The sequence below is a fragment of the Paenibacillus sp. W4I10 genome (assembly GCF_030816325.1).
GTDB lineage: Bacteria > Bacillota > Bacilli > Paenibacillales > Paenibacillaceae > Paenibacillus > Paenibacillus amylolyticus_B.
In genome coordinates this window covers 3202542-3221335 of record NZ_JAUSXX010000001.1, presented here as the reverse complement: position 1 = coordinate 3221335, position 18794 = coordinate 3202542, and the positions used below count along the sequence as shown (strand labels likewise).

Sequence of the window (18794 nt, the reverse complement as noted above, 5' to 3'; positions counted from 1 at the left end):
CTACTAAAAAACATGGGGGTAAAACATGAAAACGAACAAAAAGTTGTCAGTAAGAGCTCTCTTTGCCATCACGCTTAGTGTAGTTATGCTGATGGTGACCGCTTGTTCCAGCCAAGGAGCTTCAGGTGGTAACGAAAAAGATGCAGAGGGAAATTACAAAGACAATCTGACCATCTCTGTAGCTAACCTGACAGAAATCAAAAACGGAAACCTGGATAATGACTTCCACAAGTTCTGGACAGACAAATTCAATGTAACTTGGGACTACAACTATATTGATTGGGATTCATGGGGCGAGAAGCTTCGTCTGTGGATCAACTCTGGCGACTTGCCGGATGTAGCAGTATGGAACTACGTACATGGCGATGCCATTAACAGCATTGAACAAGGTTTGTTCTACAAATTCCCGGATGACTGGAAAGAACGCTGGCCTAACGTGGCAGCAGCTTACAATTTGACGGGTCTTGGAGACAAGTTGGAAGAATTGACGGGTGGAACATATGTCCTGCCTAGACCAATCTACTTCGAGAACAAACCAGCTGACCCACTGACGAACCAAATTGGTGTCATTGCGCTTCGTAAAGACTGGGCTGAAGCGGTTGGTTTTGAACTGAAAGATGCTTATACAACGACCGAATTGAACGAATATGCTGCGCTAGTGAAAGAAAAAGATCCAGGCAAAGTGGGTAACAAACTTGTACCTCTGTCCTACAATGCGGCAGATGCCATGACAAACATGATTATGCCAAACAGTGTGCATGCCATGACTGACTCTCCGTTCTACAAAGGTGAAGATGGCCAATTCCACTGGGGACCAGCAGATCCTGAAACGCTGACAGGACTTAAATTGATGCAAAAAGCCTATAAAGATGGACTGCTCAATCCTGAGTTCTACACATGGAAAAACAATGAAGGTCAAAACAACTTCAAAGTAACAGGTACAGCTGCTGTAACAAGTCTGGGCGGACTGGCTTCGTACAGACAAGGTCTGGATTCCGATATGAAAAAAAATCTGGGTGTAGATAGTGATGAACTGGTACACACAGCAATCGTAGTAGGCGATGACGGGAAATACCGTAACATGGAGCAAGCCAACTTCTGGTCTGCATTGATCTTCAATCCGGACATCAGTGACGAGAAATTCGAACGGATCATGGATCTGATCGATTACTCTGCAACAAAAGAAGGACAGTTGCTCATCAACATGGGCTTTGAAGGAAAAGATTGGAAATATGATGAAAACAACGAACTCGTTAGCTTGTTGCCAGAAGGAACGGTATTGGAAGATAAATACCCAGCACGTTTCGAAGGTCTGTACCTGCTCGGTGACGACTTCAGTGTTGTAAACCCTGCAATCAAAAAAGATTACCGTGATAGAGCCGTGAAATTGTTCGAAGAAAAAGCAAAACTCGGTACAGAAGGCAAATCGCTTGCACCATACGATTGGGATGTCAACCTGTACGATTCCAAAGCTAAGAGTCAGGCTTCATTCGACTACCAGAATGAATATGCCAACTTGATCCTCAAAAACGGAGATCTGGAGGCAAACTGGAAAGAATGGGTAAACAGTAAAATGTCCCTGGTTCAACCTTATCTGGATGAGCTAAACGATAAATTCTAGTAATCATTCAGTAATTAATTTTGAACCCGGTGCGCGGTCTCTCCCCGAACGCAGCCGGGTTCTTTATTTCAACAACTTGTAGTGGAGGATACGATCAGATGAATAACGAGCAGTTGTTAGACCTGGTAAAACAGATGACGTTGGAGGAAAAAACAGCTCAGCTTCTTCAGTTGACTGCCAACTTTTATGAAGGAACAAATGTTGAAGGTCAGATCACAGGGCCGATGGAAGAGATGGGAATTACGGAGCAGTCCGTGGATGCCAGTGGGTCCATTTTGGGGTTGTCCGGTGCGCAGGCAATCATTGATGTACAGCAAGCTTATATGAAAAAAAGCCGTTTGGGCATTCCGCTTTTGTTCATGGCTGACGTAGTTCATGGATTCAAAACCATTTTCCCGATTCCATTGGCGATCGGTTGTTCATGGGACACAGAACTGGCGGAGAAAAGTGCTGAAATTGCAGCACGTGAATCAGCTGTATCCGGTTTGCATGTTACCTTTGCACCGATGGTGGATCTGGTTCGTGACCCGCGCTGGGGCCGTGTGATGGAAACGACAGGAGAAGATCCTTATCTGAACAGTTTGTTTGCGGCTGCGTTTGTACGTGGATATCAGGGCGATAGCTTGAAGGATGAGCCAGATCGTCTTGCAGCCTGTGTTAAACACTTTGCGGCATATGGAGCGGCTGAGGGTGGTCGGGATTACAATACGGTGGACATGTCTGAGCGTAACCTGCGTGAGTATTATTTGCCAGCGTACAAAGCAGCATTGGATGCGGGCGTGGAGATGGTTATGACTTCGTTCAATACGGTTGACGGTATTCCTGCAAGTGGCAATGAGAAGTTAATGCGCGGCATTTTGCGTGACGAGTGGGGCTTTGATGGTGTATTAATCTCGGATTGGGCTTCCATTCGCGAGATGATTGCGCATGGTGCTGCGGAAGATGATCGTGAAGCGGCATATCGTGCCATTCGCGCAGGAGTAGATATGGAGATGATGACACCTTGTTATGTACATCATTTGCCTGAGCTGATTGAGAGTGGTGAAGTGGAAGAGAAGTTCATTGATGAAGCCGTTCTGCGAATTCTGCAACTGAAAGAAAAGCTGGGATTGTTCGATAACCCACTTCGTGCAGCTGATCCGGAACGTGAACGTGAGATTGTATTCTCCAAAGAGCACCGTCAGGTATCGTATGAACTGGCAACCAAATCGGCTGTCCTGTTGAAGAATGATGACAGCGTGCTTCCACTTCAACCTGACGCTAATGTAGCCCTCATTGGTCCTTTTGCACAGAGTCCTGATATTCTGGGCTGGTGGTCCTGTGAAGGAGTTAAGGAAGATGCAGTTAAGTTGGGAACAGCTCTGCAAGAACGCCTGACAGGTGGGAAAGTTCAATTTGCTCAAGGCAGTAATGTTCATACGATTACAGCTGAGCAGATTGCTGAAGCCCTGGAAGTGGCAAGCAAAGCAGATCTGATTGTCCTTGCTCTTGGTGAAGACTCCGAGATGAGTGGAGAAGGTGGCTCGCGCACGGATATTCGTCTGCCAGCAGCCCAATTGGAATTGGTTAAACAGCTCAAAGCAGCGGGAAAACCTATTGCCAGCGTTATTTTCAACGGCCGTCCATTGGATCTGCATGGTGTAATCGATGAATCGGATGCTGTTCTTGAAGCCTGGTTCCCAGGTAGTGAAGGCGGGGCAGCGATCGCAGATGTTCTGACAGGTGTAGTGAATCCATCCGCACGTCTGACGATGTCCTTCCCGCAGTCCGTAGGTCAGATTCCGGTCTATTACAACCATTTCAATACAGGTCGTCCAATGAACCCGGAGAAGACGGAAGAACGTTACGTATCCAAATACATTGACAGCCCGAATGAACCTTTGCTTCCGTTCGGTCATGGTCTCTCATACACTTCGTTCTCTTATGGTGATCTTGAAGTGTCAAGTAACGAGATGACTGCCGAAGAGTCCCTAAGCATTCAAGTACGTGTAACGAACACGGGTGAGCGCGCAGGTGTGGAGACCGTTCAGTTGTACGTTCGTGATGTAACGGGTGAAGTCGTTCGTCCTATGCGTGAGCTGAAAGGATATGTGAAACTTGCACTGGCACCGGGCGAGAGTGGTACAGCCACGTTTACGTTAAATGAAGAACAGCTTCGTTATCACCATTCCGACTTAAGTCACCGCAGTGATCGGGGCGAGTTCCATATTCTTGTGGGTGCAAACAGTCGGGATACTCAGAAGAAATCATTCAGACTTGTTTAATCCGGTGAATGTAAAGAGTAATGTGTCAGGCCTTTTGTTATGGAAGGCCTGATAAACATAACAGGGGAGCGAAGAATGTGGTCAGTATCAAGGATATCGCCAAACAGGCGGGAGTTTCCATCTCTACTGTGTCATATGCGCTGAATGGCAGCAACAAAGTGACCGATGAGACGAGTTCCAAAATTTTGGCCATTGCCAAAGAGCTGAACTATGTTCCAAATGCCGCAGCAAGAACACTGAAGAAGAGGGAATCCAAAATTCTAGGTGTATTCTTGACCGATTTTAGAGGAGATGTGTATGGAGACTTGCTGAGTGGCATGAAAGCCGTATGTAATGCTCAAGGCTATGACCTGATCGTATGCAGTGGTAAACAATCCCATCGCATGCTTCCAGAGAGGATGATTGATGGTGCGATCATTCTGGATCATACGTTTGCAAGTGAGGAACTAATGCAGTATGCCGATCGTGGGCACAAAATCGTTGTATTGGACCGTGAGATGGATCATCCCAACATTAATCAGGTTCTGTTGGATAATAAGGCCGGGGCAACACTTGCGATGGAACATCTTATTGAACAGGGACATAAGAAAATCTACGTGGTGACAGGACCGGAAGGTTCATTTGACTCTGTGCAGCGGTTAAAGGCTGTGAGACAGGTTGCGGAACGTGAAGCCGATGTGGAATGGATTGAGATCACGGGAGATTTTGAGAAGAGTGGTGGAGAACAAGCCGCAGATCAGATTGTGCAGGTGTATGATGGACCCGCAGCGGTATTCTGCCTTAATGATGAGATGGCTATTGGCTTGTGTGATCGTCTGGCAGACAGTGCACTTGGCGTTGGTCAGGAGATTGATGTCATCGGATTCGACAATATTGAATTGAGCAAATACGTGCAGCCTAGATTGGCAAGCATTGATTATTCCAAACGCAAGTGGGGATCGCTTGCTGCTGAACAATTGATCAAAATTATTGCTGGAGAACCCGTTGATCATGAGCGAATTTATGTGACATTAGTTGAGGGTGGGTCGGTGAGTGGGCCTATTCCGTCTGATTCGGTTATAGCTATGCGGAATGACCGGGCGGTTAGCTATTGATCCCGAATACAGCAAGAGACAAGGCTTAGAAGAATCGAATCATTCTTTTAAGCCTTGTCTCTTGCTATTTCGAGGATGAAGCAATAGAAAAAGCCTCTCCGGAGAGAGGCTTGGCCTTTACAAGCCTTTTGTTTTGTCATTGTTGTAGGATGAAGTGAGAATGCCTGTAATGAAGAGAGTCAATACGATTGCAATAATCCAGAATGTCAGTGAAAATGACATACCCTTCGCACCTCCTGCACAAGCTCATTTTCTTCTATTATAACCATTATAGGTAGAAAAGAAATGCTTCACCCTATTATTTGTAAAATAAAAAGTGTGTGGGCACCGGTCTGAGGCTGCCATCTGAAGGGTTATTCACGACCCGATTATTCAGAATAAGCGATGATGATCCACCGCCATCCAGATTATAGGCGTCGATCACCCCAAGCTTGTACAACCGCCCTTGCAACTCTTCAAGGGTAGCACCGGAACTTCCGCCCTCATTATATCCGTCAACTACAATAATCAATAACTGATCATCCTTATAATTTCCAATGACTGTACGTGGTGCTCGTTTGGGTGATACTTTCCATTTTTCGGGAATTGCGGTTTTACGTCCATTCTGTAGCAGCACGGGTACAAACGTAGCCCCAAATTGTGGTTGCAGGCGATCCAGTGAGTTTTTGTCGAAGAACTTGCCTCCAACCAGTTTGCCGGCATCGTTAAGTCCTACAAAAAACAGATCTTTGAAACTGGCCTGGAAACCGTTCACGTATTTCCCGTCCATGACGGTTGTGCTAAGTGGATAACGTTTGCCGCCACTGTCAGCAAATCCACCTGCGTTGATTCCGGCAATTGCGCCGTTACGCTTCACAGCCTGCATGGTCGTCTCAGAACGCCCAGGTTCACTGTCTAGAGCCATCTGCATGGCCGTAGGGTCTTTTAGCTTGATCTTCATGGCATAGCCCTTATAGCTGCCAGGATTCACTCTGTACATTTCAATCGTTAGCCGGTCACTGTCTACCCGTTCAAATGGAACGCCAAGCTTGGATGAAATCCGTTTGTTGTAGATCGTTTCCGGACGATCCGCTTGGGCGGAAGCCTTCTGCACAAGTGTAGACATCGTACTTGTTGTTTTATTATAGAGCTGTGTCGTTCTTTTAATAGAAGAAGAAGTCTGGATAGCAGCATCTTTTGCCCCCGCAAGCTCTTGGCTAATTGCTTGGGTCCGGGGTGTAATCGTATCCTCTGACAGTTCGGTAGGCATCAAACCTCCGGGTTCAAGTGGAGGACGAAGCAGCAGCAGGCATAATATCAATCCAACAAAAGGAGCGAGTGCAAGCATAAAAAAACGATTAACCTGTTTGACGGGTGTAATCATTTGAGCAGGTCCATCTTTTTCTGGAGTGTCTCCAGTTGTTTTTTGACTTCGCTCAGCTGGGTATACAGTTTGTTGCTGTTATCCGTTTTGTCACTTGCATTATCCTTGGTGAAAGTCAGCAATTCATTGAAGGATTGAACCTGTCCCTGCAGGTCTTCTACTTCCTTTGATATCGTTGTTAGCTGATTTTCGTAGTCGGTTTTTAGCGCTGCAATCTGCTGCTGATTATGGGCTTGAAGCTGGTTAATCATCTGTTGCTGGAGATGGTTACTATAATAGTAGGTTCCAACGACTCCTAGTGCAATGAGAACAATCCACATTACCAGAAACAGCTTGATTGAAGATCCAGCCTTGCCTTTGGCGCTCCGGGTGTGATGGATGTCAGAGGACGGGGCAGATGGTTTCATATCATCACTCCTGGTCATTAATAGGTACAAAAAAATTTCCAGTCCTCATTCTATCATGCCCCTATTGATTACGCAAAAATGAAATTCTTTACTTAATAGAGTAAAAAGAGATTGCATCGGAAGGAAGTCCTAGGATACAATTTCTTATAGATGCAATAAGTAGGAACTTTGGGCAGGTTTTTCGACTTTTTTAGATAGAAATGCAGGAAATTTATACTATATTTTGACCTTTCCGGGGATGGGAAGATGGACGTCATGGTGTTTTTATAACAAAATACAGTGAAAATAGAGCTTTTTTATCGGCTGCCTCCTGTATTTTTCTGTTTTTCGACATAATCCGACCTATGCTTCTTCTATACTCGGACTGTCGCATAGACAATGGAATTATCATGACAGAAGCTAGAAGTTATTTGTCCAATACATAACAGGGGGAACAACAATGAAAAAAGTATGGCAGGTGGTCATCATAGATATCCACCCCACCAGCATGCTCGGTACAAAATTGATTTTGGAAGAGCAGCAAGATCTGACGGTACGTGGCATGACTTCGACCGGAACAGAAGGGCTCGATCTGGTGAATATTCACCAGCCTGATCTGATTCTCATGGATTATCGTCTTCCAGAGGGCCAGGCAGATCAATATATTGCCCAGATGAAGAATCTGTCAGCTCACAGTCACATCATCATTTTGACGGATGAAGATAATGTGAAGCTGTTTCGTCATCTGATGAGTCTTGGTGCAAGCGGCATGTTATCCAAACAGGCTTCCCCTAGCCAGCTGATTCATCTGATCTCTGGGTTACGTGAGGGCCATGTGTCCATTCCATTGTCGTGGTTAAACAGTGCGGAGTGGGCGCAACCTGTGGAGTCTCCGACAGAAGCGCGAGTCATTGAATTAACCGAAACCGAAACATTTATCATGGAAAGAATTGTTCAGGGTGTAACCTATGATAAAATAGCGAATGAGATCAACGTTAGCAGACGTTCCATTGATAATTACCTGCGTAAAATATACGTGAAGCTGGAAGTAAGCAGTAGAGCACAGGCCATTGAACGTTATGCCTTGCATGCAAGACAAGTGAAGACGGGATCCTGACGAAACAGGTTTGTTCTTCCCATGTCACAACAGTTCTGTATGCATCCGGTCATATTCGATGGCGAGCAGGAATAGGTTGTAGGGCTGCGGACTGCGAGTACAGTTTCGGAATAGGGACGAAAGGGGAACGGATCGATGAAATATTTCTTTGCTTCCCGTACCAACAGGCTTTTGTCATCACCACTGAGGGATATACGTGAGATGTCTGGCAGGGATTATTTCATTTCTCTGGCAGAAGAATTGCCTGCTGAGGAGTTGTTTCCTTTCAAATTGTTGGAAGAAGCAGCCGTGTCTGTCTTTAGTTCAGGCCCCTCCGCATTGCAATATGGAGAGCCAGCAGGCTACACACCCCTAAGAGAGTGGTTGAACAAAGACTGGAATGCACGCAAAGGCATACGAACGGTACCCGAGCAGATTCTGTTGACCACTGGTACCCAGCAGGCCATCGATCTGGTGATGCGTCTATTGCTTGAGCCAGGAGATTCTGTACTGGTTGAACATCCCACATCTCCAGGCTGTCTTGAGGTATTGGAGATGCAAGGAGCCAAGGTTGTGCCCGTAATGGGTGATCGGGACGGTATACTGCCAGACCTTTTGGAGCATCACATGCAGCAGGTTAGACCGAAGCTGCTTTTTGCTGCACCCAGTTTTTCGAATCCGACCGGTGCTTTGTGGAGTATGGAGCGGCGGGAGGCTGTCCTTGAGCTGTGTTCGCGCTATGGTGTACTGCTTGTGGAAGATGATTCTTACGGAGAGCTCCATTTCGATGGTCTTGAGCCAACGGAATTCTATCGTAAATATCCTTCACTTTTTGCACTGGATACTGCCGATCAGGGTGGACATGTTCTCTACATTGGTTCGTTCAGCAAAACGGTAGCGCCCGCTCTTCGAACCGGATGGGCTGCTGGACATCCTGCGCTGATTCAGGCAATGGCCTCGGTTAAACGAATTGCTGATGGTCAGTCCAGTCCGATGAATCAGCGGCTGTTGTATCAATTGCTTGCCCATTCCCCTTTTCGTTGGAGTGATCACTTATCCATGTTGAATCGGGAGTATAAGACAAGACTCAAACTGATGCTTGAACTGTTGAAAAGACCTGGCTGGAAAGGGTGTCAGTACAACATCCCTGAGGGCGGAATGTATCTGTGGGTACAGTTGCCGGAAGGACTGGATAGTGGCGCTCTGCTTAAGGCGGCTTTACCCAAAGGTGTATCTTTTCTTCCTGGATCACTATGCTCAACAGGTGTACAGGATCAACGTTACATCCGATTGAACTTTAGCCATCCGGGCCGGGATGAATTGCTGCTTGGCATGAACCTGATCAGTGAAGCCATTTCCGAATTTACGGCTCGTAGCTAAGTCAGATCAAAAATAGATTTTGTAGCAAAAATTAAAATTGGTTCATGACCAAAGTGATTACGTTATTGCATCCACTAACATTTTTATATATAATATGAATTAATGAGTTGTTGGTTTCTTTATATAAGCTGCAATGGTGGCCGGTTCAGAAAAAGCACTCATATATTTTATCTAACGGGGGAAAATTCAACATGTCTAATATTTTATTTGTTAAAGCAAATGACCGTCCTGCTGATCAAGCAGTCAGCGTTAAATTGTACGATGCATTCTTGAGCGCATACAAAGAGTCCCACCCAGGTGACACAGTTACTGAGTTGGATCTCTACAATACAGATATTCCTTACTATGGCAACACTGTAATTACTGGTGGCTACAAAGCTGCAAACGGAATTGAAGCAACTGCCGAAGAGCAAAAAGCTGCAGCACTGGCTGCACAATTGCAAGATCAATTCTTGGCAGCAGACAAAGTGGTATTTGCATTCCCGCTCTGGAACTTCACTGTTCCGGCTCCACTGGTGAACTATATTTCCTACCTGAGCCAAGCTGGTAAAATGTTTAAATACACAGCTGAAGGCCCTGTAGGTCTCGTAGGCGACAAAAAAGTGGCATTGCTGAATGCTCGTGGTGGCGTATATTCCGTAGAGCCAATGGCATCTGCTGAAATGTCCGTTAAATATGTAACTAACGTATTGAACTTCTGGGGCATTCAAAACCCTGAGCTTGTAATCGTTGAAGGTCACAACGCTGCTGCAGATCGTGCTGAAGAAATCGTTACTGCAGGTCTGAAATTGGCTTCCGAAGTAGCAGTAAACTTCTAATCGCAATCATTTATATATAACACATTAAAACACCTGTAGTCTCCAGTGGAGATTACGGGTGTTTTTTTGCATGCTCATTTTTTCGCATCCGTTACTCCAAGCGATTCCGTATCAGATATGGCCTGTATTTTTCAAGTACTGCTCCGCTGTTTCAGCGATGTGCGCAAGGTCGTTCTTATTCTCACCAGATACAGAATACGTTCCATCAAGTTCATTAATGGTTCGTTCAATCATATCATTATTCTCAAGCATGTGTGCATGCTCGGTTAACGCCTGCACTCCCTTAATTGTCAGAATATATTTTCCGCGGGAGAGGCGTTCAAACCAGCCATAATAATTTTTTTGCAGAATGGCCGCGGCAGAACCGACACCAGTCTGTCTGGCGAGGATGGCGGGAGAGGCTTCTCCGTTCGTTCGCAGAGCGGATGCGACCCGTAAGGCCTTCTCTCGATATGCCGTGACCAGCTGTCTGCGTGTGCTGCCTCCCGTATTGTAGTCTCCGCTGCGTTCGTCAAATTCCTTGAGCAAACGTTTCCGTCGAACACCGTTTTTGCGGGCAAGTTGATTGTGGCCAGTGAGGGGGATCCGTGCTGACGGTTCGCATAATACATCAATCAGGGGAGCTTTGGTTTTGTAAAATGTGACAGTTAGCAGCCCCAGACCAAGTTGTCTGCACAATGCAGTAAGTTCGCTCCAGCGCTGGTTCACGGCTCCGCGTTTGCTGCGATTGCGCTCGACGGCCAGATACACGAACGGGCTAAGCTTTAAGCGCTGCATACCCTGTAACAACAGGGAGAGGTTAAATGTTTTTTTCATCTCCACAATGAGTGGTTCGTCCTGGTCCGATCTGACCCCTACGAGGTCACAATGTCTGACTTCCGCTTTGACGTCGAAGCCACGTTGCTCGAAGAAAGCCTTCACAGGCGAATATAATTCGGTTTCGTATTTCACTGCCATCGTCCGTACTCCTTTACTGAAGTGGCCTGGGATCTGGCCATGCATTGTCCGGTTTCCTGAATTTAGAACCCTCATTATATCATATTCGTTCTTTTTTTTCTGAAGGCACAAGATGTCTGATAGAACAGGGAAAAGCCAAAATTCGAAGCGGTTGATTGAAAAAAAGAGGTCAACTTATCCGAATTGCCGCATAGGTATGTAATACACTTTTCACAACAAAACAAGACGTTTGGACAGAGGGTGGCGGGACTACACAGGACCGCAAGATTGGTATTCAAGCAGGAGCCGCAATTCTATTGATTTCTTCATACCATTCGGAATGGTTGACAATCACACTAAAGGAGCCATGGGAGGTACCAAGCATGAATATTTTTGAACGCGTTGCGGAACATCGGGCAGAGAGTGACCGTTTGACATGGAACGGAACATTTGAAGATTATATTGCACTGCTGAGAGAGGACCCGACTCCGGCAATGACGGCTCACGCCAGAGTGTATGAGATGATTGAATCGTTTGGCGTGGAAGAAGTAGGTGGGCATAAGCGGTACAAGTTTTTTGAACAGGAGATCTTTGGACTGGATCGTTCGATTGAAAAGCTGGTTGAAGAATACTTCCACTCGGCAGCACGTCGTCTGGATGTACGTAAACGGATCTTGCTCCTGATGGGTCCCGTAAGTGGAGGGAAATCGACGCTGGTGACGCTGCTGAAGCGGGGGCTTGAACAGTTCTCGCGGACAGAGAAAGGTGCCATATACGCCATTGATGGATGCCCGATGCATGAAGAACCGCTGCATCTGATTCCACTGGAGCTTCGTCCTGAAGTGGAAAAGGAAATTGGAGTCCGTATTGAGGGTAACCTTTGCCCATCCTGCCAGATGAGACTCCGTACCGAATATGGTGGTGATATCAGCAAGGTGCCGGTGGAACGCGTCATTGTTTCCGAAGATAATCGTGTGGGAATAGGAACGTTCAGTCCATCCGATCCGAAATCACAGGATATTGCCGATCTGACGGGTAGTATCGACTTCTCCACCATTACGGAGTTTGGTTCCGAATCCGATCCACGTGCCTATCGTTTTGATGGGGAGTTGAACAAGGCAAACCGTGGGTTAATGGAGTTCCAGGAGATGTTGAAATGTGATGAGAAATTCCTGTGGAATCTCCTGTCGCTCACGCAGGAAGGGAATTTCAAAGCAGGACGCTTCGCCTTAATCAGTGCGGATGAGATGATTGTGGCGCATACGAATGAATCGGAGTATAAGTCATTTATCTCCAACAAGAAAAATGAGGCACTGCAATCCCGGATGATTGTCATGCCGATTCCGTACAATCTGAAAGTGTCCGAGGAAGAGAAAATCTATGCCAAGCTCATTCAGCAAAGTGACATGAAGCATGTTCATATTGCACCGCATGCACTGCGGACTGCAGCCATTTTTTCCATACTTACCCGCTTGAAGGAAACGAAGAAACAAGGCATGGATCTCGTTAAAAAGATGCGCATGTATGATGGTGAAGAAGTGGAAGGATACAAAGAAGCCGATCTTCGCGAGATGCAAAATGAGTATTTGGATGAAGGGATGTCCGGCATTGATCCACGGTATGTCATTAACCGGATTTCCAGTGCTTTGATCAAGCAAAATCTTCAGTGCATTAACGCGCTGGACATTCTGCGGGCGATCAAGGATGGTCTGGACCAACATGCTTCGATTACAAAGGAAGAGCGGGAGCGTTATCTGAACTTCATTGCTCTTGCACGCAAGGAGTATGATGAACTGGCCAAGAAGGAAGTGCAGAAAGCATTTGTGTACTCATTCGAGGAGTCGGCAAGAACGTTATTCGAGAATTACCTGGATAACATTGAAGCATTCTGCAACTGGTCCAAGATTCGTGACCCGCTCACGGATGAAGAGATGGACCCGGATGAGCGTCTGATGCGATCCATTGAGGAACAGATCGGGATCTCCGAGAATGCAAAGAAAGCGTTCAGAGAAGAGATTCTGATCCGAATCTCGGCATACTCCCGCAAGGAGCGCAAGTTCGAATACAGCAGCCATGATCGTTTGCGTGAAGCGATTGAGAAGAAGTTGTTTACCGATCTGAAAGATATCGTCAAGATCACAACCTCAACCAAAACACCGGATGCAACCCAATTGAAACGTATGAATGAAGTCATTAAACGCTTAATTGAGGAACATGGATACACCGCAGCCAGTGCCAATGAACTGTTACGTTATGTAGGCAGTTTGCTTAATCGCTAATCGGCAACGAACCATTCCGGATCAGGCTCCTGATGCCTGTTGTGAGGCTCCTTCACAGCAGGGTCAGGGCCTTTTTAATTACATGAAGGTAATATTAATCTAAAAAGCTGACAAATAAGGTTAATTTTAAAGAGAATTAGTTCTAATGGTATATGTATATTTAGGTATTTTAGTCTATAATCAATACATATATTTACAATTTAAAGTAATTTAGTGTTTATTAAGGAGCTGACTGAACCAGATATGAGCAGTATTTCCGCAACAAGACAGAAGCAACTTGATTACATGGGTTTAACCGCAGGGGATCTAAAACTTCTTGCCGATCATCGGCCTGTTTTTAAAAAAGTCGTTAATGAAGTGGTAGATCATTTCTACAATCATGTGGGGAATTATCCTGAATTGGTAGATCTGATCGCTCGATTCTCTACCATTGATCGTCTAAAAGAAACACAGAAGATGTACTGGTTATCGATGACAGATGGAATCGTGGACGACGCATATATTGAGCAACGGATTGCGATTGGGCTTGTGCATTCCCGTATTGGCCTGTCGGAAGATTATTATCTGGGTACCTATATGGTATACCTTGATATTGCAACGAGCATATTCCAACAGGTTATCCCTGATTCCTGGCATCTTGTCATTCAGGCGCTCAGCAAAATGTTCAATCTGGATTCACAGCTTGTCCTTGAGGCATATGAGAAGAAAGAAAAAGAAAAGTTACATCAGCTTGCCGATGACCAACAACATACATTGCAGGCGATTACGCAGATTACTCAAGAGCTTACAGGCATGATTAGTGAATTAAATGAAAGTGCAATGGCTATATCGAATGTAGCCAAAGAAACAGCGGCTTCTCAGGATCAGGCTCAGGTTCTGCTCACGGAATTAACAGGGGAGATCCAGCAGATCGGAAAAATGGGTGAACTCATTCGCGAGATATCGGATCAGAGTCATCTTGTCGGTCTGAATGCAGCGATTGAAGCTGCTCATGCAGGAGAGTTCGGACGTGGCTTCGAAGTAGTTGCCAGTGAGGTGCGCAAGCTTGCAGCCAGTTCCCGGGATGCCCAGGGTAAAATTCAGTCTAATCTGGAGCAGATCATGAAGAAACTGAGCAGTGTGCAGCAGGAGTCGGATCATACGTCTCGCGGAGCACGTAGCCAAGCTTCACGCTCGGCTGAACTCGCTGTATTTGCAACAACAATGGAGAAACTGTCTCTGGATTTGAAGAATCTGGAACAGCAGGAATAGAGCTTAAAAGCATTAGGAACCTTCCATACCGTTTCAGGCTGTTTTAAGCTATAATGGGTAGACAAACCTGCCGATGTTATAGAAAATGCAGCCGGAGACAGGGGATTCGAAAGAGGTTGAGGTGATCAGATGGCTTCTATCCATGATGTAGCCAAGGAAGCGGGAGTATCTGTTGCAACCGTTTCCAAAGTGATAAACGATTATCCTGATGTAAGTGAAAAAACACGCAAAAAAGTCAATATAGCCATCGAATTATTGAAATATCAACCCAATGTGGTCGCACGTGGACTTGTCAAACGCCGTTCATGGACGGTGGGAGTACTGTTAACGGTTCCGTTTACGAACCCTTTTGTGTCGGAGTTGCTGGAAGGGATCAAGACAGCGCTGGAGAACAGTGGATATGATCTGGTCCGGTTGTCTACTCGATTCGATGATCCGGCGTACTCGTTCATCAAACATTGCCGTAGTCGTAATGTGGATGGCGTTGTGGTATTCGGGGAAGGCAGAGAAAACGCGAGTATTCAGGAACTGGTGGATGCAGAGATTCCAACGATGTTTGTTGATACGGACATGTTGGGCAAACGTGCCGGTTACATTACTACGGATAACGCGAACGGGATCTCAATGAGTGTCAAACATCTGTATGAGCTAGGACATCGCAAGATTGCCTATATCTCAGGGACACTTGGACCTGCCGTAGCCAATCTGCGATTGGAAGGATATCGGGAAGGGCTGCGAGAATGCGGCATCCCATATTCTACGGTATATCTGGAAGTCTGCGATTACTCATTCGACGGGGGAAGCAAGGCTGCCCGGAGATTGCTGGCACTTCAGGACCAACCAACGGGAATTGTCTGTGCTTCAGACATGTCTGCCTTTGGTGCGATTCATGAAATTGAAAAGCATGGACTGAGTGTACCAGAAGATATCTCGGTTGTCGGGTTCGATAACACGTATTATGCTGAGGTATTCAAACCGGGGTTGACCACGGTGAATCAGAATATCTATTCTATTGGCATTAAGTCCATCGAATATCTGATTGCCATGATCGAGAATCCATCTTATTCTCCTCCTGTGGTGACAGAACCTTCCAATCTGGTCGTCCGTCAGACGACAGCACCCTTAAAAGCCTAAAAACGTAAATAGTAAAGATGTTTACACGAAGCACAGCTAATAAGCTGTGCTTTTTGTCGTTCTATATCTCATTTGGAAACATATGGTTTATGGAGTGGTGCAAGTCCTATAGTTTAACGGGTAAACAAAGTTTACTGGCAATCGTATAATGAAAGTGCTTACAATTTTCTGTCCATTAGCATCTATCCAATCCTGCACAACGATCTTGTAAAGGGCTGGCGCATGACAGAACAAAGGTTACTCTTCACAAACAACCAACCAAGGAGGAGATCGGATGCATTTGAGAAAGTGGTGGAGCTTGTGCTTGTCGGCTGTATTGATCTTCAGTTTGTTCCCAAGTGTGGGAACAGGAGGGACACGTGCTGCGGCTGCGGACGTTAAGACTGGCGATGATGAAGTACTGTTCGAGGCTAATTTTGAAGATGGTGTGTTGGGACAATGGCGTCCACGTGCGAGTGAAAAGCTTGATATCGTAACGCAAGTAGGTCACGACAGTACACGCAGCCTGAGAACCTCTTCCCGTACCGAAACGTTCCATGGACCCTTAATTGAAGTAATAGACCATGTACAGAAGGGCAGCACGGTTCATATTTCGTTTTGGGCCATGTACGATGAAGGACCGGACAGTCAGGTCATTAACGGTTCACTGGAGAAAGAGTACAATAACGACGCTTCAAGTCGAGAATATGCTACGTTTGCCTCTGCAACTCTGAACAAGGGACAGTGGAAAAAAATCGAGGCAGATGTGGTGATCCCTGGAGAAAATAGCGGCATCACCGGATTCCGCATGTATGCAGAGACACCTTGGAAGACGTCAGCGGAAGTGACGCCGGCGGATACGATTACTTTTTACGTGGATGATGTACTGATCACGGAAGCCGAAAAAATTGAAATAGAGCCGAACATTCCGAATCTAGTGGATGTTGTGGGACAACACTATGCAATGGGAGCGGCAATCGACCAGTCTGCACTGGATGCGGAAGATCCGCATTCCCAGCTGCTGACGAAACATTTTAATAGTATTACAGCTGGAAACTTTATGAAAATGGATGCGATGCAGCCTCAGGAAGGACAGTTTGTCTGGTCAGAGACAGATCGCCTGGTGAAGTTTGCCGAAGCAAATGACATGGAAATCAGAGGTCATACGCTGTTATGGCATAGTCAGGTGCCGGATTGGTTCTTTACCGATCCGAATGATGCTTCCAAACCTGCCACGCGTGAACAGTTGCTTTCACGGATGAAAACCCATATTCAAACCATCGTGACCCGGTACAAAGGAAAGGTTCATACATGGGATGTCGTCAATGAAGTCATCTCAGACGGAGGCGGCTTGCGGAATGAGGCGAGTAATTCCAAGTGGAGAGATATTATTGGGGATGTAGATGGCGATGGAGATGACAGTGATTACATTGAGCTGGCTTTCCGATATGCACGTGAGGCTGACCCTGATGCTGTACTGGTGATTAATGACTATGGAATGGAGGGCAATGGAAACAAGGTGAATGATATGGTTAAGCTTGTAGAGAAGCTGCTTGCCAAAGGAACACCGATTGATGCGGTTGGATTCCAGATGCATGTGTCGATGTACGGACCGGATGTAAAGCTCATTCGTGAGGCTTTTGAGAAAGTGATTGCTCTTGGTGTGAATGTACAGGTTACAGAGCTGGACGTTTCGATCTATTCAAGTAATTCTGAACTGGAGATGCCTGTCACAGATGAATTAATGTTGCAACAAGCTTACCGTTATCGTGAACTGTTTGACCTGTTTGACGAGTTGGGAAAACGCGGCGTAATGGACAGTGTTACCGTATGGGGACTTGCGGATGATGGTACATGGCTTGACAACCATCCAGTCAAAGGACGCAAAGATGCACCATTGTTATTTGATCGTAAATTGAAAGCGAAACCGGCCTATTGGGCACTGGTGGATGCTACCACCCTTCCGATCTATCGTAATGAATGGACAGCATTGAAGGCCAGCCCTTCTTTCCCGAATCACAAAGGACAGGAAGATATTCTTTGGGGTGCTGTGAAAGGACTCGAAATTAATCATCAGGCAGATGGTACATCTGCGGTTACGGGTGAGGCTCGTATGATGTGGGATGCCAAAAAGGTGAATTTACGAGTGGAAGTGAAGGATACCACACGTCGCAAAGGGGATCAGGTGCAGGTTTTCCTCGCGGAAGAAGTCAAGGGGACAGGCGCTGCAACTTCTGAAGCTGATCTGTCTGTCAAGAAGAAAAATCCGCCGTCTGCAAATGGTCAATATACATTTAAACGGGATGGCGGTAAAGGCAAAGATAAAAATACTTACAACGTACAGGAGACAAAAACCGGTTATGTTGTATACGCATCACTTCCTATGTCAGCTGTTTTACTTACCGAAGGCCAGGTCTTGTCTCTGGATTTTCGGATTACGGATGAATATGCTGCTGGAAAGACAGCGACCATCGTTTGGAATGATATTTCCAATCAACAGCCCGAGAAACCAGCCAACCGGGGCAAACTGAAGCTCGGTTCTGTCTTGAAACAAACCAAGGTCACTTATGGCAAACCTGTAATTGATGCAGAAAAGGATAACGTCTGGAAAAAGGCTGCATCTGTTAAGACGGATGTCTGGGTGGTCGGAAACTCAGGTGCAACGGCGACTGCGCAACTGTTATGGGATGAGAAATACCTGTACGTATTGGCAGATGTGAAGGATCCTTTGCGAAGCAAATTAAGTTCTAATGCACATGAGCAGGATTCAATTGAAATTTTTATCGACCCGAGCAAAGATCAGACAACATTCTATCAGGAGGATGACGCCCAGTACCGGGTCAATTTTGATAATGAGACTTCTTTTGGTGGAAATGCACGGAAAGAAAGTTTCAAATCAGCTACCCGATTAACAAGCGGAGGGTATACAGTTGAAGTGGCAATCCCACTAGACAGCGTTCGTGCTGAAGGGCAAAGATGGATTGGATTTGATCTTCAAGTTAATGATGATGGCGCTGGGGATGGCAAGCGAAGCAGTGTGTCCATCTGGAGTGATTCATCAGGTAATTCTTATCAAGATACTTCCGGTTTTGGCAGTCTGTTACTGACTCGTAAATAGAATATTTAGTTGTGAATTAGAATATGAGAATGTTAGCTATTCAACATTGTATATCTGGAAATAAGTGTTGATTTT

General features: G+C 45.9%; 13 protein-coding genes. 10 read left to right on the top strand and 3 right to left on the bottom strand.

Annotated features, from left to right (window positions below; translation table 11 throughout):
- The first annotated feature begins 25 nt into the window (after positions 1-25).
- From QF049_RS14270 to QF049_RS14260, 3 genes are all read left to right on the top strand, one after another.
- Complete coding sequence (locus QF049_RS14270) at positions 26-1621, top strand: type 2 periplasmic-binding domain-containing protein (RefSeq protein ID WP_307538221.1); 1596 nt, start codon at positions 26-28, stop codon at positions 1619-1621.
- 98 nt (positions 1622-1719) lie between these two features.
- Positions 1720-3885: a beta-glucosidase BglX gene (gene bglX, locus QF049_RS14265; RefSeq protein WP_307538219.1), complete on the top strand. Its 2166-nt coding sequence runs from the start codon at positions 1720-1722 to the stop codon at positions 3883-3885.
- Between the two features lie 77 nt (positions 3886-3962).
- On the top strand, positions 3963-4979 hold the full coding sequence (locus QF049_RS14260; RefSeq protein WP_307538218.1) for a LacI family DNA-binding transcriptional regulator: 1017 nt from the start codon (positions 3963-3965) through the stop codon (positions 4977-4979).
- A gap of 298 nt (positions 4980-5277) precedes the next feature.
- Here the strand turns inward: QF049_RS14260 and QF049_RS14255 are convergent, their stop codons facing one another.
- Entirely contained in the window at positions 5278-6342 is a 1065-nt protein-coding gene (locus QF049_RS14255; RefSeq protein WP_307538216.1) for a phosphodiester glycosidase family protein, read from the bottom strand.
- A complete protein-coding gene (locus QF049_RS14250; RefSeq protein ID WP_017689578.1) occupies positions 6339-6749 on the bottom strand; it encodes a uroporphyrinogen-III C-methyltransferase in 411 nt (136 codons plus the stop codon). Before QF049_RS14250 ends, QF049_RS14255 begins: the two co-directional genes overlap by 4 nt.
- Positions 6750-7188: 439 nt before the next feature.
- Between QF049_RS14250 and QF049_RS14245 the strand changes: the two genes are divergently transcribed.
- The 3 genes from QF049_RS14245 to QF049_RS14235 all read left to right on the top strand — a co-directional run bounded on the left by QF049_RS14245 (position 7189) and on the right by QF049_RS14235 (position 10022).
- On the top strand, positions 7189-7845 hold the full coding sequence (locus tag QF049_RS14245) for a response regulator transcription factor (protein WP_017689577.1): 657 nt from the start codon (positions 7189-7191) through the stop codon (positions 7843-7845).
- A 135-nt stretch (positions 7846-7980) separates the two neighbouring features.
- Positions 7981-9204 (top strand): aminotransferase-like domain-containing protein, encoded by a 1224-nt coding sequence (locus QF049_RS14240; protein ID WP_307538213.1) that lies wholly within the window; start codon positions 7981-7983, stop codon positions 9202-9204.
- 191 nt (positions 9205-9395) lie between these two features.
- Positions 9396-10022, top strand: a complete 627-nt coding sequence (locus QF049_RS14235) for an FMN-dependent NADH-azoreductase (RefSeq protein ID WP_307538211.1) — start codon at positions 9396-9398, stop codon at positions 10020-10022.
- Positions 10023-10133: 111 nt separating this feature from the next.
- Here the strand turns inward: QF049_RS14235 and QF049_RS14230 are convergent, their stop codons facing one another.
- Positions 10134-10979, bottom strand: a complete 846-nt coding sequence (locus tag QF049_RS14230) for a DUF2161 domain-containing phosphodiesterase (protein WP_307538209.1) — start codon at positions 10977-10979, stop codon at positions 10134-10136.
- Positions 10980-11341: 362 nt separating this feature from the next.
- On the opposite strand from QF049_RS14230, the gene QF049_RS14225 reads away from it, so the two are divergent.
- The 4 genes from QF049_RS14225 to QF049_RS14210 all read left to right on the top strand — a co-directional run bounded on the left by QF049_RS14225 (position 11342) and on the right by QF049_RS14210 (position 18719).
- The gene (locus QF049_RS14225; RefSeq protein ID WP_036610009.1) at positions 11342-13237 is read left to right on the top strand and encodes a PrkA family serine protein kinase; all 1896 of its coding nucleotides are present in this window, start codon (positions 11342-11344) and stop codon (positions 13235-13237) included.
- 243 nt (positions 13238-13480) lie between these two features.
- The gene (locus QF049_RS14220; protein WP_307538207.1) at positions 13481-14488 is read left to right on the top strand and encodes a globin-coupled sensor protein; all 1008 of its coding nucleotides are present in this window, start codon (positions 13481-13483) and stop codon (positions 14486-14488) included.
- Between the two features lie 129 nt (positions 14489-14617).
- Positions 14618-15622 carry a LacI family DNA-binding transcriptional regulator gene (locus tag QF049_RS14215; RefSeq protein ID WP_307538205.1) on the top strand — a complete coding sequence of 335 codons (1005 nt, stop codon included), beginning with the start codon at positions 14618-14620 and terminating at the stop codon, positions 15620-15622.
- Positions 15623-15896: 274 nt separating this feature from the next.
- A complete protein-coding gene (locus QF049_RS14210) occupies positions 15897-18719 on the top strand; it encodes an endo-1,4-beta-xylanase (protein WP_307538203.1) in 2823 nt (940 codons plus the stop codon).
- The last annotated feature ends 75 nt before the right edge of the window (positions 18720-18794 follow it).

Coding starts and splice junctions, on each gene's coding strand:
- QF049_RS14220 (WP_307538207.1), top strand. CDS start 13,481: ATGAGCAGTATTTCCGCAACAAGACAGAAGCAACTTGATTACATGGGT.
- bglX (WP_307538219.1), top strand. CDS start 1,720: ATGAATAACGAGCAGTTGTTAGACCTGGTAAAACAGATGACGTTGGAG.
- QF049_RS14245 (WP_017689577.1), top strand. CDS start 7,189: ATGAAAAAAGTATGGCAGGTGGTCATCATAGATATCCACCCCACCAGC.
- QF049_RS14230 (WP_307538209.1), bottom strand. CDS start 10,979: ATGGCAGTGAAATACGAAACCGAATTATATTCGCCTGTGAAGGCTTTC.
- QF049_RS14240 (WP_307538213.1), top strand. CDS start 7,981: ATGAAATATTTCTTTGCTTCCCGTACCAACAGGCTTTTGTCATCACCA.
- QF049_RS14210 (WP_307538203.1), top strand. CDS start 15,897: ATGCATTTGAGAAAGTGGTGGAGCTTGTGCTTGTCGGCTGTATTGATC.
- QF049_RS14215 (WP_307538205.1), top strand. CDS start 14,618: ATGGCTTCTATCCATGATGTAGCCAAGGAAGCGGGAGTATCTGTTGCA.
- QF049_RS14250 (WP_017689578.1), bottom strand. CDS start 6,749: ATGAAACCATCTGCCCCGTCCTCTGACATCCATCACACCCGGAGCGCC.
- QF049_RS14255 (WP_307538216.1), bottom strand. CDS start 6,342: ATGATTACACCCGTCAAACAGGTTAATCGTTTTTTTATGCTTGCACTC.
- QF049_RS14225 (WP_036610009.1), top strand. CDS start 11,342: ATGAATATTTTTGAACGCGTTGCGGAACATCGGGCAGAGAGTGACCGT.
- QF049_RS14235 (WP_307538211.1), top strand. CDS start 9,396: ATGTCTAATATTTTATTTGTTAAAGCAAATGACCGTCCTGCTGATCAA.
- QF049_RS14270 (WP_307538221.1), top strand. CDS start 26: ATGAAAACGAACAAAAAGTTGTCAGTAAGAGCTCTCTTTGCCATCACG.